General features: G+C 70.7%; 13 protein-coding genes. 9 read left to right on the forward strand and 4 right to left on the reverse strand.

Features of this window, described 5'->3' with window-relative positions; translation table 11 throughout:
- Window positions 1–85 precede the first annotated feature (85 nt).
- Both IE317_RS23530 and IE317_RS23535 read right to left on the reverse strand, forming a co-directional pair.
- Window positions 86–2,764 carry a transglycosylase domain-containing protein gene (locus IE317_RS23530; protein ID WP_191313502.1) on the reverse strand — a complete coding sequence of 893 codons (2,679 nt, stop codon included), beginning with the start codon at window positions 2,762–2,764 and terminating at the stop codon, window positions 86–88.
- A gap of 67 nt (window positions 2,765–2,831) precedes the next feature.
- Window positions 2,832–3,227 carry a DUF5318 domain-containing protein gene (locus IE317_RS23535; RefSeq protein ID WP_191313503.1) on the reverse strand — a complete coding sequence of 132 codons (396 nt, stop codon included), beginning with the start codon at window positions 3,225–3,227 and terminating at the stop codon, window positions 2,832–2,834.
- Window positions 3,228–3,472: 245 nt separating this feature from the next.
- On the opposite strand from IE317_RS23535, the gene IE317_RS23540 reads away from it, so the two are divergent.
- The 4 genes from IE317_RS23540 to IE317_RS23555 all read left to right on the forward strand — a co-directional run bounded on the left by IE317_RS23540 (window position 3,473) and on the right by IE317_RS23555 (window position 6,521).
- The gene (locus IE317_RS23540) at window positions 3,473–4,075 is read left to right on the forward strand and encodes a PadR family transcriptional regulator (RefSeq protein ID WP_191313504.1); all 603 of its coding nucleotides are present in this window, start codon (window positions 3,473–3,475) and stop codon (window positions 4,073–4,075) included.
- 13 nt (window positions 4,076–4,088) lie between these two features.
- Window positions 4,089–5,177 (forward strand): inositol-3-phosphate synthase, encoded by a 1,089-nt coding sequence (locus tag IE317_RS23545; RefSeq protein ID WP_176173909.1) that lies wholly within the window; start codon window positions 4,089–4,091, stop codon window positions 5,175–5,177.
- Between the two features lie 103 nt (window positions 5,178–5,280).
- Window positions 5,281–5,799, forward strand: a complete 519-nt coding sequence (locus tag IE317_RS23550; RefSeq protein WP_191313505.1) for an RNA polymerase sigma factor — start codon at window positions 5,281–5,283, stop codon at window positions 5,797–5,799.
- A complete protein-coding gene (locus IE317_RS23555) occupies window positions 5,796–6,521 on the forward strand; it encodes a hypothetical protein (protein WP_191313506.1) in 726 nt (241 codons plus the stop codon). Before IE317_RS23550 ends, IE317_RS23555 begins: the two co-directional genes overlap by 4 nt.
- Here the strand turns inward: IE317_RS23555 and IE317_RS23560 are convergent.
- Window positions 6,484–7,125, reverse strand: a complete 642-nt coding sequence (locus IE317_RS23560; protein WP_191313507.1) for an HAD family hydrolase — start codon at window positions 7,123–7,125, stop codon at window positions 6,484–6,486. The two genes, IE317_RS23555 and IE317_RS23560, sit on opposite strands and share 38 nt — an antisense overlap.
- 66 nt (window positions 7,126–7,191) lie before the next feature.
- On the opposite strand from IE317_RS23560, the gene IE317_RS23565 reads away from it, so the two are divergent.
- The 5 genes from IE317_RS23565 to IE317_RS23585 all read left to right on the forward strand — a co-directional run bounded on the left by IE317_RS23565 (window position 7,192) and on the right by IE317_RS23585 (window position 13,415).
- Complete coding sequence (locus IE317_RS23565) at window positions 7,192–7,650, forward strand: MarR family winged helix-turn-helix transcriptional regulator (RefSeq protein WP_191313508.1); 459 nt, start codon at window positions 7,192–7,194, stop codon at window positions 7,648–7,650.
- A complete protein-coding gene (locus IE317_RS23570) occupies window positions 7,640–8,857 on the forward strand; it encodes an MFS transporter (protein ID WP_191313509.1) in 1,218 nt (405 codons plus the stop codon). Before IE317_RS23565 ends, IE317_RS23570 begins: the two co-directional genes overlap by 11 nt.
- A 98-nt stretch (window positions 8,858–8,955) precedes the next feature.
- Entirely contained in the window at window positions 8,956–11,019 is a 2,064-nt protein-coding gene (locus IE317_RS23575) for a PhoX family protein (RefSeq protein WP_191313510.1), read from the forward strand.
- Window positions 11,020–11,106: 87 nt separating this feature from the next.
- A complete protein-coding gene (locus tag IE317_RS23580) occupies window positions 11,107–12,741 on the forward strand; it encodes a DUF7850 domain-containing protein (protein WP_191313511.1) in 1,635 nt (544 codons plus the stop codon).
- On the forward strand, window positions 12,738–13,415 hold the full coding sequence (locus IE317_RS23585; protein ID WP_191313512.1) for an SDR family oxidoreductase: 678 nt from the start codon (window positions 12,738–12,740) through the stop codon (window positions 13,413–13,415). The genes IE317_RS23580 and IE317_RS23585 overlap by 4 nt, the downstream gene beginning before the upstream one ends.
- Before the next feature lie 44 nt (window positions 13,416–13,459).
- Here the strand turns inward: IE317_RS23585 and IE317_RS23590 are convergent, their stop codons facing one another.
- Window positions 13,460–14,767, reverse strand: a complete 1,308-nt coding sequence (locus IE317_RS23590) for an amidohydrolase family protein (RefSeq protein WP_191313513.1) — start codon at window positions 14,765–14,767, stop codon at window positions 13,460–13,462.
- Window positions 14,768–14,772 lie beyond the last annotated feature (5 nt).

The following is a 14,772-nucleotide window of genomic DNA, read 5'->3' on the forward strand; positions in this document are numbered from 1 at the left end:
CGGACCACGGACGGCTGTGGTTCAGGAAAGCCTGTGGTTCGGAAAAAGCGAGGCCCCGCACTGCGAACAGTGCGGGGCCTGGCGGTCATTCGTTTTCCTGGCCGGGTGGTCTGCCGAGCGCGTCACCGCCGCCGGGCAGCGACGGGGTGGTCCCGCCCGGCGGCCGGGGGACGCGTGAGCGGGACGACGAGCTTTCGGTCTCGGTCGGCGTCTCCGTGGGCGTCTCGGTCGGCGTCGAGGTCGGCGTCTCCGTCGGCGTCGGCGTCTCCGAGGGCTTCGACGGCGTCGTGGTCACTTCGTTGACGTCCTTGCCCATCGGCGCGACCTTGTCGAACTTCTCCGCCGGCTTGCCCTTGAGGTAGAGGTTGAGGAAGTTCTGCCAGGTCGGACCGGCGATCGTGGAACCGAAGATCGGCTTGTTCTTCGAGTCGTGCAGCGGCAGGTTGCCGTCGCCGCCGACCCACACCGCCGCGGACACCGACGGGGTGTAGCCCACCATCCAGGTCTGGGCGTTGAGGTTGTTGTACGAGGCGGGGTCGCCCTCCTTGGGCGCGTACTGCTGCGTACCGGTCTTGCCGGCGCACTCGTGGCCGGGCGGGCACTTCAGGTTCGAGTGCTCGATGACCGGCTTCAGCGCTTCGGTGACGTTGCCGGCGATCTGCTGGCTCTTCGCCGCGTCGTCGTCGAACGCCGGGTTGGACTTGATGTTGTTCTCGTCGAACTCCACCTCGTCCTGGGCGTTCGTCAGCTTCGAGACGAAGTGCTGCTCGTGGTAGACGCCGCCGCTGGCGAACGACGCGTACGCCGCAGCCATGTCCCTGGGGGCCACCTGGGTCCTACCACCGCCGAGCGAGATGTTGTTGTCTCCGTCGAACAGGGTGGCGGTGCCACCTTCGTCGGTCGTCCGGACACCGGCCTGCTTCGCCGCCGTCACGACCCCCTTCGGCTTCACCTTGTTGAACACCATGTCGTAGAACACGGTGTTCGCCGAAATCTCCATCGCCCGCGCGACCGTGCACTGCGGACCGCAGCTTTCGTTCTCGCCCGCGTTGCGGACCGGCTTGGCGACCCCGGGGAACTTGCGGTTGTCCGAGCCGTCGAAGGTGTCGCCGAGGCCGCCGCCCATCTTGAGGAACCCGGTCAGGTCGAACGGCTTCATCGACGAGCCCGGGTTGCGGGCCTGGTTCGCCCGGTCCTGGCCGATCTGGTCCTGCCCGTTCTTGTCCTTCACGGTTTCCGGGCCGTAGTTGTAGGCGAGGATCCCGCCGGTCTTCGGGTCCACGGCGACGAGCGCGGCCAGCAGCTTGTCGTCCGTCTGGCCCTTCATGCCCTGCTGGACGGCCTGGTCCGCGGCGTCCTGCGCGGCCGGATCGATCGTGGTGTAGATCTTGGCTCCGGTGGCGAACAGCTTGGTCTCGTCGTAGCCCTTCGCGCCCAGCTCTTCCTTGATCCGCTGCTGGAGCTGGTAGGTCATCTTGCCCGAGTTCTGCTCCTTGTTGGAGTTCTTCGGGATCGGCGTCGGGAACTGCGCGGCCGCGCGTTCGTCGGCGCGCAGCCACTTGTTGGCCACCATCTGGTCCATCACGTACGTCCACCGCCGCTGGGCGTAATCCTGGTTCTCCGATTTGCTCGGTCCCTGGATCAGGCCCGCCAGCAGCGCGGCTTCCGACGCGTTGAGGTCCTTGGCGTCCTTGTTGAAGAAGGACTTCGCGGCGGCCTGGATGCCGTTCGCGCCGCGGCCGAAGTAGACGATGTTCAGGTAGCCGGTGATGATCTCTTCTTTGGACTGCTGGTTGTTCATCTTGAACGACTTGGCCAGCTCGGTCCACTTGCGGGTCAGCGTCGGGGCGTCGTTCTCGGTGGCCTTCTTGATGTACTGCTGGGAGATGGTCGACCCACCGCCCTGCCCGCCGGTGGCCTGGTTGAACACCGCGCGGAGGATGCCGATGACGTCGAAGCCGGAGTTGGTCTCGAACGTCGCGTCTTCGGCCGAGTACACGGCGTGCTTGACGACGTCGGGGATCTCACCCGGCTTGAGCAGCTGGCGGTTGCCGCTCTTGGGTACTTCCTTCCCCATCTCCGTCTTGCCGTCGGCGTAGTAGTAGGTGATCGGCTGGCTCTGCAGGGCCGCGACGCTCTCCGCCGTGGGCACGTCGACCATGAAGTAGGTGATCACGAACGCGATCGCCGGGACGACGAAGAAGACGCCGACGCACGCGTAGGCGACCCGCCGGATGATCTTCCAGCGGCGCTTCTTCCGCTGCTCCGGGGAGAGGACCGGGCGGCCCTTCTCGTCGAGCTCCTGCTGGGGTTCGACGTCGTCGGCGAACTCGTCGAACCGCCGGTCGTCGTCGTACGGGTCGTAGCTGTCTTCGGTCCCGTTGTGCGCGTGGTGGGTGATGAGATCCGGCTCACGTTCCGGTTCCGGCTCCGGACGGCGCCCGCCGGGGGGCGGCTGCCGGAAGCCCTGCGGCGGCGAGCCGGGGGGACCACCGGGACGGCGGCCGCCGGGTGGGGGCGGCTGACGCCGTCCGGCCGCGCCGCCCTGACCGCGGGGGGCCTGCGGTCGTCGTGGCTGCTCACCGGGCCACTGCTGGCCGCCTTCGTCGCCCGCGGGCCACGACGGCCCGGCGTTGCCGCGAGGCGGGGTGGCGCGCCGCGGCGACTCACCGGGCCACGCGGGGCCCGCGTCTTCACCCGGCCACTGGGCACGGCGGGGTGCGTCTGGCTCCTGGTTCGGCCAGGAACGGTTGTCGTCGGTCACGGAAGGGCCTCCCGGATCAGTACCCGCAGGGGCACTGACCTGCGTGTTGCGATGGTCGTACGGTGGCTCACCGGCCCGCGGTCCTTCGCGGACCCGCCGGTTCCCCTGTGCCCAGGACGTATGACCGCACCAAGTGGTTCCAGTGGCACGCCCGGCACACTTCGACGTCGTACACGGTGAACTCGGCGAACGAGCCGGCCATCCTGGCCAGCTCTTCGGGTGTCCTGGCCGAGCCCGCGACGTGCTTGAGTTCGTCGCCGTAGACCCAGGACACCAGGGTCAGCGGCTCCTGGCGGCAGATCGGGCAGGGCTGATCACCGTCCCGGCCGTGGAACTTCGCCGCCCGCAACAGGTACGGGCTCGCGTCACAGGCTTCGTAGCTGCCGACGCGCCCGGAGCGGACTTCGGCCAGCAGCGCACGGCGCTGCAGCGCGAAGTCCACGACCTGCCGCTGGTTAATCACGAGGACAGAGTACGGGCTCTTCCTGTGACGTCCACGCCCCCTAGCGCCACCAGGCCCGGGACCGGGGCGGACACGCCGGACGTTCGATAACTCTCCGGTGAATTTCGCCCGCACCGCGGAGGAGGTGGAGGTTAGCTTCGCCACTTCGATGTATCGGGGCGATATAGTGGCTGAGTAGGTTGGATCGAGGCGCTCGTTCGGAGCAACGCGGGTGGTCTCGGTTTGTTCCCGGAAGGGGGTGCGGTGTGCTGGAGTTCGCGATCCTCGGTCTTCTGCACGAAGCGCCCATGCACGGGTACGTGCTGCGCAAGCGGCTGCACGAGACGCTCGGCACGTTCCGGACGTTCTCGTACGGCTCGCTGTACCCGACCCTGCGGAAGCTGCTGCGGGCCGGGTACCTGGTCGAGGAGCTGGACGAGGCCGACGACCGGGCGTGGTCGCGGCGCGGACGGCGGGTCTACAAGCTCACCGCGGAGGGCAAGGAGCGCTTCGGTGAGCTGCTCGGCGACGCCGGGCCGCAGACCTGGGACGACGAAGGTTTCGGCGTCCACCTGGCCTTCTTCTCGCGGACCCCGGCCGACGTGCGGATGCGGATCCTCGAGGGCCGCCGCCGCCGCGTCGAAGAACGCCGCGAGGGCATGCGGGCGGCGCTGGCCAGGGCCGAGGAGAAGATCGATCGCTACACCCGCGAGCTGCACCGGCTGGGGCTGGAGACCAGCGAGCGGGAGGTGCGCTGGCTCAACGAGCTGATCGCGCACGAACAAGCCGAGCGGCAGGGTCAGCCAGACCCGAGCCGGCCGGACGGGCCGCAGCGTCGCGGCACCAGACCTACTGAACAGACGGATTGAAGGAGAAACCCCCATGGGCGAGAACCGCCGCGTACGGGTGGCCATCGTGGGCGTCGGCAACTGCGCGGCGTCGCTGGTCCAGGGTGTCCAGTACTACCGCGACGCGGACCCGGCCACCCGCGTCCCCGGTCTGATGCACGTCGACTTCGGCGGCTACCACGTCCGCGACATCGAGTTCGTCGCCGCGTTCGACGTGGACGCCAAGAAGGTCAGCCGCGACCTGTCCGAGGCGATCTTCGCCTCCGAGAACAACACGATCAAGATCGCCGACGTGCCGCCGCTCGGCGTCACCGTCCAGCGCGGTCACACCCACGACGGCCTCGGCCGCTTCTACCGCGAGACGATCGAGGAGTCCGACGAGACCCCGGTCGACGTCGTCGCCGCGCTGCGCGAGGCACAGGCCGACGTGCTCGTGTCGTACCTGCCGGTGGGCTCCGAGGTGGCCGACAAGTTCTACGCCCAGGCCGCGATCGACGCCGGCGTGGCGTTCGTCAACGCGCTGCCGGTGTTCATCGCCTCCGACCCCGAGTGGGCGCAGAAGTTCACCGACGCCGGCGTCCCGATCGTCGGCGACGACATCAAGTCGCAGGTCGGCGCCACCATCACGCACCGCGTGCTGGCCAAGCTGTTCGAGGACCGCGGCGTCCAGCTCGACCGGACGATGCAGCTCAACGTGGGCGGGAACATGGACTTCCTGAACATGAAGGAGCTGGAGCGGCTCGAGTCGAAGAAGATCTCGAAGACCCAGTCCGTGACGTCGCAGGTCGACCGCGACCTCGGCAAGGGCAACGTCCACATCGGACCGTCGGACTACGTGCAGTGGCTCGACGACCGCAAGTGGGCCTACGTCCGGCTCGAGGGCCGCGCGTTCGGCGACGTGCCGCTGAACCTGGAGTACAAGCTCGAGGTGTGGGACTCGCCGAACTCGGCGGGCATCATCATCGACGCCGTGCGCGCCGCGAAGATCGCGCTCGACCGCGGCATCGGCGGCCCGATCCTGTCGGCGTCCTCCTACTTCATGAAGTCGCCGCCGGAGCAGTACGACGACGCGACCGCCCGCGACGCCGTCGAGAAGTTCATCCGCGGCGAGGTCGAGCGCTGATCCTCCGCTGAGGAGAAGGCCGTCACCGCTGGTGGCGGCCTTCTTCGCGTGGTGCACTAAACCGGTGGGGCGGGGTGGGCGTTGGCGGGGTGTGAGTGCGAGCGTGGGCGAAAGCGCGCCGGGGGACCTGGGCGCGCCGACCTTCCACGACCTGTTCCGCGAGTACTTCGGCCAGATGACCCGGCTGGCCCACCTGCTCGGCGCGGACGACGCGGAGAACATCGCCCAGGAGGCCTTCGTCAAGCTCCACCAGCGCTGGGACTCCCTGACCGACCACACGCGCGTGGCCGGCTACCTGCGGACGACCGTGGTGAACATGTCGCGGTCGCGGACCCGGCACCTGCGCGTCGTCCGGCGGACCCCGCCGGAGCGGCCGCCCGACGAGGTGTCGGCCGAGGTCAGGGCGGTGGCGAACTGGGAGCACCAGCGGCTGCGCGCGGTGCTGGGGCGGCTGTCCCGGCGCCAGCGCGAGGTGCTGGTGCTGCGGTACTGGCTGGACCTCAGTACGGCGGCCATCGCGGAGACCCTGGGCATCTCCGCGGGCACGGTCAAGGCGACGACGCACCACGCGATGGAGAATCTGCGCAAGCACCTGGGGGACGACCTGGGAGGTGAGCGATGACCGACCTCGAACGCAAGCTGGCCGAGACGCTGCGGGAGCAGGCCGGGGAGGTCACGCCCAACCTCGACGCGGCCTGGGCCGAACAGCAGCGCCGGCAGCAGCGGCCGCCGCGGCGCAGGCGGACCGCGGTGTGGGCCGCGCCGCTGGCCGCGGTGCTGGTGGTGCTGACCAGCGTGCTCCTGGCCACCGAGCTGAACACGGCTCAGCCCCCGCCGTCGCGGCCCGCGGCGCAGCCGGGACAGGAGCTGGTGCTCGCGAAGCCCCTGATCGCGCCGACCTTGAGCTCCCCGGGCGAGCCGAAGGCGCTCACCGACTTCGCGGGGCAAACGCACACCTGGACCTCGTACGCCTACCAAGGCCTCGACACCGGGGGACGGCCCGTGTTCTGCATCGAGGCGCTGCCTCAGGGAACCACCCACGGCGGGACGGACTCGAACTTCGGCATCGAGTCGCCGTCGTGCGTTCCCGTGTCGGGATCTCCGGTGAGCGCCGGGTACGTCGGCAAGAACGGGGGGCCGCTGCCCGAGGGCAAGGCGGTCTTCCTCGCCGACTGGACGGTGCACGTGCTGCGCCTCTACGACGCCGCGGGTGACCTCAGCCAGGCCCGAGCGGTCGCCGCGGTGGGCGGGGGCCAGGTGTTCCTCGCCGACGTCAAGCCCGGGTCACCGCCGGTCCGCTTCGAGGTCAACCCCGTCCAGGAAGTGCACCCGGCAAGTCGGTGATCTTCTCCACCACCGCGGTCGCCTGCTTCAGCACCTCGGGGTCCGGCGGGAAGTGCGGGTTCGGCACCGCGTACACCGCCATCCCGGCAGCCAGCGCGGACCGCAGCCCGTTCGTCGTGTCCTCCACGGCCGCGCACTGCCCGGGCGCCACGCCCAGCAGCTCGGCCGCCCGCAGGTACACGTCCGGCGCCGGCTTCCCCGCGCCGACCTGCTCCGACGACACCGCCGCGCCCACCGGCAGGCCGGTGACGTCGAGGAAGCCCTTGATCAGGATCACCGGCGACGAACTCGCGATCGCCACCGGCCACCGGTTCGACACCTGCCGCACGACCTCGACCGCGCCCGGGATCAACGGCGGCTCGGCGGCGTACCGGGCGGCCATCCGCTTGACCACCAGGGTCGCGATCTCGGCCGGCGTAGACCGCGCGCCCAGTTCCTCCACCAGGTAGCGGGCCCACTCCGGGGTGCTCATCCCCTGCAAGGCGCGCGTGGCCTCCTCGCGCCAGGTGCCGCCGTGCTCGGCGACGACCGCGCGCCGCACTTCGTCCCAGATCCGCTCGGAGTCGACCAGTACGCCGTCGAGGTCGAAGATCACCGCGTCCATGACCCGAGCCTAGCCTGTGAGCGGACTTACTTAGCTACCCTTACTAATTTTTGTTAGCCTGGCTAAGTGACTTCCGCGATCACCGATCTCGCCCACCGGCTGCGGCCGCTGGTCTTCCGGCTCTACCACCAGGTGCGCCGCCAGACCCCGCAGCTGACGCTGACCCTCACCCAGGGTTCGGTGCTGAGTGAGCTGGTCAACGGCGGTCCGCGGCGGATGTCCGCGCTGGCCGAGTTCGAACGGGTGAAGCTGCCGTCGATGACCGACGTCGTCGGCAGGCTCGAACGGCTCGGTCTCGCGACCCGCCGCCCGGACCCCGCCGACGGCCGGGCCGTGCTGGTCGAAGTCACCGACGAGGGCCTCCGGTTTTACGCCGAACTGGTGACGGCTCGCGAGGAGTTCCTCCGCGAGCGGCTCATCGCGATGGACGACGCCGACCGCGCTGCGATCGAGGCCGCCCTGCCCGCTCTCGCCAAATTGCTCGTCGACACCAAGAAGGAGGAACTGATCAGCGATGAGCGCTGAACACCACTCGAGCCTGCTGGACGCGGTCAAGGGCCAGCCCAAGCAGGTGTGGATCACCGCGTTCGCCGCGGTCATCGCCTTCATGGGGATCGGCCTGGTCGACCCGATCCTGCTGTCCATCGCCAAGGGCCTGGACGCGACGCCGTCCCAGGTCACCCTGCTCTTCTCGTCCTACCTCGGCGTCCAGGTCGTCGCGATGCTGCTCACCGGCGCGGCGAGCGCCCGCTTCGGCGCGAAGCGCACCGTGCTGGTGGGGCTGACGCTGATCGTCGCCGCCACCGCCCTCTGCGCGGCCGCCGGGTCGATCGAGCAGCTGGTCGGGCTGCGTGCGGTCTGGGGCCTGGGCAACGCGTTCTTCATCGCGACGGCGCTTTCGGTGATCGTCGGCGCCGCGACCGGCGGCCAGTCCGGCGCGATCCTGCTCTACGAGGCCGCCCTCGGCGTCGGCCTGTCGGTCGGCCCGCTGCTGGGCGCGCTGCTCGGCAGCATCTCGTGGCGCGGCCCGTTCCTCGGCACCGCGATCCTGATGGCCGGCGCACTGGTGCTGTGCGCGGTCTTCCTCGACAGCGACAAGCACGAACGCCGAGCGCCGGTCAAGCTGCTCGACCCGCTGCGCGCGCTGAAGCACAGGGGCTTGCTGCGCACCTCCGTCGCCTCGGCGCTGTACACCGCCGCGTTCTTCGCGGTGCTCGCCTGGTCGCCGTTCGTCCTCGGCTGGAGCGCGATCGCCGTCGGCCTGGTGTTCTGCGGCTGGGGTCTGTGCGTCGCCGTCGCCGGGGTCGCCCTCGCGCCGCGGCTGGCCGCCCGGCTCGGCGAGCGGCACGCCGCCGCGGCCGCCGTCTTCGGGTATGCCGTGCTGATGCTGGTCCTCGCCGTGCCGAGCAAGCCGGTGCTGGTCGCCGGGATCATCGTCTCCGGGCTGGTGTCCGGCCTGCTGAACACGCTGTTCACCGGCACCGCGATGGCGATCAGCGACGCGCCGCGCCCGGTCGCCAGCGCGGGCTACAACTTCTGCCGCTGGCTCGGTGGCGCGGTCGCCGCGACGCTCGTCGGGCACGTCGCCGAGTGGTTCGGGTCGCCGCAGGCGCCGTTCCTCGCCTCGGCCGTGCTGTGCGTCATCGCCGGCGCGCTGCTCTCGCTGCGGGAGAAGAAGGCCGACCCGCACACCCTGCCGCAGGAAGCGGTGCTCGTCGGCGAAGAATTCTGACCAGCGCCAGTACACCGAACGTTCACCTGAATGTCCGGAAAGGCTGGTTTTGGGAGCTTACGGTCGGGGCGTTCCCGAACCCCCACCATGGAGGCCTCGTGCCCGACCGTCTGCTCCCGCTCTTCGCCGCCCACCCGGGCGGCCGCTCCCCGGTGACCTGCGAGTACCGGTGCGGCAACGCGTGCGCCCACCCCGAGGCGAACGACTCCGGCAACGAGTACTTCGGTGACGTCGTCAAGGACATCTCCCGCCGCCGGGTGTTCAAGGCGGGTGCCGTGATGGCCGCCGCCGCGGGCGGGTTCGCCGCGCTTTCCCCGGGCGTCGCGGTGGCCGAGCCGCTGCGGAAACCGAAGCCGCGTCCGGTGCCCGGCACCGACTTCACGCCGGTTCCGCCGAACAAGCTCGACGCCGTCAGCATCCCCGACGGCTACGCCCAGCGCGTCGTCGTCCGCTGGGGCGACCCGGTCGTCCCGGGCGCGCCGAAGTTCGACTTCGCCAAGCAAACCGCGGCCGCGCAGGCCAAGCAGTTCGGCTACAACAACGACTTCGTCGGCCTGATCCCGCAGGACCCGCTGGGCCTGTCGAACCTGCTCGTGGTCAACCACGAGTACACGACCGAGGTCCACATGTTCCCGGCCGACCAGTACGACCCGGCCAACCCGACCGAGGAGCAGGTCAAGATCGCCTGGGCCGCGCACGGCCTTTCGGTGCTGCAGGCCCGCCGCGACCCGATCCACGGCGGCCTCGAAGTCGTCCCGAGCCGGTACGGCCGCCGGATCACCCTCGACACGATCTTCGAGGTCCGCGGCCCGGCCGCCGGCTCGAAGTACCTGAAGACCTCGGCCGACCCGAGCGGGCGCAAGGTCCGCGGCACGCAGAACAACTGCTCCGGCGGCGTGACGCCGTGGGGCACGGTGCTCTCCGGCGAGGAGAACTTCGACCAGTACTTCGCCAACTCCGACAAGGTCACCGACCCGGTCGCGGCGGCGCGGCTCAAGCGTTACTCCGTCGGCGCCGGCACGAGCACCCGCAAGTGGGAGCGGTTCGACAAGCGCTGGGACGTCGCGCAGGAGCCCAACGAGCCGAACCGGTTCGGCTGGGTCGTCGAGATCGACCCGAACGACCCGAACTCGACGCCGGTCAAGCACACCGCGCTCGGCCGCTTCAAGCACGAGGCCGCGAACGTCAAGATCACCGCCGACGGCCGGGTCGCCGTCTATTCCGGGGACGACAGCCGCTTCGAGTACATCTACAAGTTCGTCTCGAAGGGCAAGTACAAGCCCGGGAACAGCGCGCACGCGCGGCGGCACAACATGGCGCTGCTCGACGAAGGCACGCTGTACGTCGCCCGGTTCACCGGCGACAGCCCGGCCCCGGAGATCGACGGGACGGGCAAGCTCCCGGCCGACGGCGAGTTCGACGGCACCGGCGAGTGGATCCCGCTGGCGAGCGGCGACAAGTCCTTTGTGGACGGGTTCACCGCCGAAGAGGTCTACGTCTTCACGCGCCAGGCCGCGGACAAGGTGGCCGCCACCAAGATGGACCGCCCAGAGGACATCGAGCCGAACCCGGTCAACGGCCGGATCTACGCGGCGCTGACCAACAACACCGACCGCGGCGCGGCGGGCAAGGCCGGCGTCGACGAGGTCAACCCGCGCAACGGCAACAAGAACGGCCACGTCCTGGAGTGGGAGGAGGACCGCGGCGACGCGGCCTCGACCCGGTTCTCCTGGCGGCTGCTGCTGGTCTGCGGCGACCCCAAGGCGGCCGACACCTACTTCGGCGGCTTCCCGAAGGAGCAGGTCAGCCCGGTCTCCTGCCCGGACAACGTCGCGTTCGACCGGCACGGCAACCTGTGGATCGCCACCGACGGCAACGCCCTCGGCGCGAACGACGGCCTGTTCTCGGTGCCGGTCACCGGGCCGGAGCGCGGCCACGTCAAGCAGTTCCTGTCGGTGCCGGTCGGCGCCGAGACGTGCGGCCCGGTCGTCACCGACAACCTGGTGCTCGTCGCGGTCCAGCACCCCGGTGAGAACGCGGCCAGCTCGGCGAACCCGACGTCGCACTGGCCCGACGGCGGCACTGCGCAGCCGCGGCCGGCCATCGTGTCGGTGTGGAAGAAGGGCCGCTTCGGGCTGCCCGGCCGCATCGGCGAACGCTGACGCACCGGGCCCGCACCGGCCGAAGTTCACTCTTACGTGGGCGGTTCTTGGCCGGTGCGGGCCCGTACCGCGCGCCATAGTCGAGGGGTGATCTTCTCCGGGCGCACGGTGGCGGTGGCGGTGGTGGCGATCGCGGCGGCGGTCGTGCCCGCGTCCGCGTCCGTCGCCGAGGACGCGCCGCCGGTCTGCGGCGGGCTCGCGGCGAACCCGAGCGTCGAGCTCGCGGCCCGCAACGGCGCCCCGGACGGGTACATCTTCGCCCCGGCCGCCCCGGTCCCGCCCGGGACCCCGGCCGCGAAGACGCCGAGACTGGCGACCGAGCAGGAGTACGCCGTCGACGGTCAGCGGGCGGCGGTCATCCAGACGCCGGACGGCAAGACCAGCACGGCCTACCAGGCCGAGCGGTTCGTCCCCGGCGGCGTCTACACCCTCCGCGTCTGGACCGCTTCCCGCGCGCCGCGCTACGAACCGGCCACCGGCCTGCGGTTCTACGACGCCACCGGCACCCAGATCCAGGAGACCAAGCTCGTCGCGGACCACTACGCGGGCGACGGCACCCTCGCCCGGCAGGACTTCCCGGCGGCGACGGCCCCGGCCAAGGCGGCCGCGGTGAAGTTCTTCGCCACGACCACCCTCGACCGGCTGCACTGGGACTGCGTCGACCTCCGGCTCGCGGCGTACTCGGTGAAGAAGGAAGTGCAGAACCCGGCGACCGGCGCGTGGGCGTCGTTCGCGACGGTCACCGCGGGCGAGACCGCGCACTACCGCGTCACCGTGACCAACGACGGCACCGAGGACCTCACCGGGATCACCGTGCAGGACCCGTGGTGCCCCGGCTCGTTCGAGCCGTTCGCGCTGGCCGCGGGCGCGAACCGGCAGCTGACCTGCGACCACCCGGACCTCACGGTGGCTGACAGCGGGCACGTCAACACGGTGAAGGTGACCGGCGTGCACCACCCGGGCGGCACGCTCGGCGACAAGACGGCCTCGGCGACGATCACCGTGCTGCCGCCGCCGGCCATCGCGAAGATCGGCGACTTCGTCTGGGCGGACCGCAACCGCGACGGCCTCCAGGACCCGGACGAGCCCGGCGTCGCGGGCGTCACGGTGACGCTGAAGGATGGCGCGGGCGGCACGGTCGGCACCGCGACGACCGACGACAAGGGCAAGTACGGGTTCGACAAGCTGAAGGACGGCACGTACCAGGTCTGCTTCGCCATCCCGGCGGACTTCACGGTGACGCGCCGCGACGCGGGCAGCGAAGACCGCGATTCGGACGCCGGCCCGGACGGCTGCACCGCACCGCGCACCGTGGGCGCCCCGTCCCACGAGGACTTCACGGCGGACCTCGGGCTGGTGTCCCCGACGAACCGCATCGGCGACTTCGTCTGGGCGGACAAGGACGGCAACGGACAGCAGGACGCGGGCGAACCGGGCCTCGCCGGTGTCAAGGCGGTCTTGAAGGACGCGAACGGCAAGCAGGTGGCGAGCGTCGTCACCGGCCCCGACGGCTCGTACACCTTCGGCGGCCTGGAGGACGGCACGTACCAGGTGTGCTTCACCGCGGACGGCCACCACCCGGCGGCCAGGGACGCCGGCGACGACACCCGCGACTCCGACGTGGACCCGGTGTCCGGCTGCGCGGACCCGCGCACCTTGGGTCCGGGCAAGCGCGAAGACCGCACGGTGGACGCCGGGTTCGCCGCTACGGTGGGGCCATGACGGATCTTCCCCTCGCCCTGGTGACCGGCGCCTCCCGCGGCATCGGCGCCGCGATCGCCCACCAGCTGGCCCCCACGCACCGGCTCCTGCTGGGCGGCCGCGACGCCGACGCACTGGCGGCACTGGCGAAGGAACTCCCGGGCGCGAAGCCGTGGCCGGTCGAGCTGACGAACCCGGCATCGCTGTCCTCGGCGGTCGCGGACATCACCGCCCTGGACGTGCTGGTCCACTCGGCGGGCGTCGCGCGCCTGGGCCGCATCGAGGATCTTTCCGCGGACGCATGGCGTGACAACTTCGAGGTCAACACGCTGGCGGTGGTCGAGCTGACCCGCCTGTTGCTCCCGGCGTTGCGCGCCGCCCGAGGACACGTGGTGGTGATCAACTCGGGGGCAGGCCTGAACGCCCGCCCGGGCTGGTCCCCGTACGCGGCGAGCAAGTTCGCGGTCCGCGCCTTCGCCGACGCGCTCCGCGAGGAGGAACGCGACATCCGCGTGACGTCGGTGTACCCGGGCCGCACGGACACGGAGATGCAGCAGGAGATCTTCGCCGGCGAGGGCCGCGAGTACGACACAGCGCACTTGCTGAAGGCGGACTCGGTGGCCACCGCGGTGGTGACGGCGGTGTCCGCCACCCCGGATGCCCACCCGACGGAAGTGATCCTTCGTCCGCGCTGACCCGCCAAAGCGGCACTTTCACGTGAAAGTGCCGCTTTCGGAGCTCAAGCCCGCAGCCGGGCCGCCGTCTCGGCCACGCCGGCCTGCACCTTCGCCCGCTCCACCTTCACCGACTCCCCATCCGCCACCACCTGCTCCCCCGCGACCCACACATCCCGCACCCGCCGCGACCCCGCCGCCCACACCAGGTTCGACAGCAACTGCACGTCCGGCACCTCCAGCCCACAAGCGAACGCCGGATCGTCCAGATCGATGTGCACCAGATCAGCCCACCGACCCGGCTCCAGCGCCCCGATGTCGGACCGCCCCAAAGCCGAAGCCCCACCCCGGGTCGCCAGCAGGAACACGTCCGCTGCCGTGATCACCGTCGAATCGCCCGTGGCCAACCGGGCGAACATCGCCGCGAGCTGGAGTTCTTCCCACAGGTCGATGTCGTCGTTGGACGCCGGGCCGTCGGTGCCCAGACCCACCGCAACCCCCGCGGCCCGCAGGTCGGCGATCCGCGCGATCCCCGAAGCCAGCTTCGCGTTCGAGCCCGGGCAGTGCGCCATCCCCACCCCGTGCGCCGCGTACAGCGCGATGTCGGCATCCGACAAGTGGATCGAATGCGCCGCCAGCACCCGGCCGTCCAGCATGCCCAGCTCCTTCAACAGAGCCGGCACCGAACCGTGCGCCTCACGCACCGCCGTGTCCTCCGTGGCCGCCTCCGCCACGTGGATCTGCACCAGCGCGCCCCGCGACGAAGCCGATTCCGCCGTCGCGCGCAACCCTTCCTCGGACAGCATGTACGCCGAGTGCGGGCCGTAGCCCAGCTCGATGCGGTCGCCGTGGCCGAAGCGGAGGCCGTCCGTGTCGATCCAGCGGTCGATCGATGCCAGCTGCGCCTTCCAGTCCAGGCCCGGCAGCTCCATCACCGGGGGCGCGACCAGCACGCGGCCGCCCGTCGTGAGGACCGCGTCGACCAGCTGCTCGCCTTCGAAGTACATCTCGGCGCTGGTCGTGACGCCGTGGCGGAGCATCTCGACCGAGCCGAGCAGCATGCCCGTGCGGACGTCCTCCGGGCGCAGCTTGGCCTCGGCCGGCCAGATGATCTCGTTGAGCCACGGCAGCAGCGGCAGGTCGCCGCCCATGCCGCGCAGCAGCGTCATCGGGCTGTGCGCGTGCGTGTTGACCAGGCCGGGCAGCAGGATGCCGGTCAGGGTGGTGACCGGTGCGGCGGACTCGGGGGCGGTGGCCGCCGGTCCGCAGTACGAAATGCGCCCGTCGGCGTCGACATCGACGACCGCGTCACGGAGGAGCGAACAGGAAGGGTCGGCGGGGAGAACGACAGGGGCGTGGAAACGGCGTTGCATCTCTG

It is taken from the genome of Amycolatopsis bullii (genome assembly GCF_014654205.1).
Taxonomy (GTDB): Bacteria; Actinomycetota; Actinomycetes; order Mycobacteriales; family Pseudonocardiaceae; genus Amycolatopsis; species Amycolatopsis plumensis.

Excerpts from the sequence above, each read along its gene's own strand:
- IE317_RS23545 (WP_176173909.1), top strand. The coding sequence starts at position 4,089 with ATGGGCGAGAACCGCCGCGTACGGGTGGCCATCGTGGGCGTCGGCAAC.
- IE317_RS23555 (WP_191313506.1), top strand. The coding sequence starts at position 5,796 with ATGACCGACCTCGAACGCAAGCTGGCCGAGACGCTGCGGGAGCAGGCC.
- IE317_RS23560 (WP_191313507.1), bottom strand. The coding sequence starts at position 7,125 with ATGGACGCGGTGATCTTCGACCTCGACGGCGTACTGGTCGACTCCGAG.
- IE317_RS23570 (WP_191313509.1), top strand. The coding sequence starts at position 7,640 with ATGAGCGCTGAACACCACTCGAGCCTGCTGGACGCGGTCAAGGGCCAG.
- IE317_RS23585 (WP_191313512.1), top strand. The coding sequence starts at position 12,738 with ATGACGGATCTTCCCCTCGCCCTGGTGACCGGCGCCTCCCGCGGCATC.
- IE317_RS23590 (WP_191313513.1), bottom strand. The coding sequence starts at position 14,767 with ATGCAACGCCGTTTCCACGCCCCTGTCGTTCTCCCCGCCGACCCTTCC.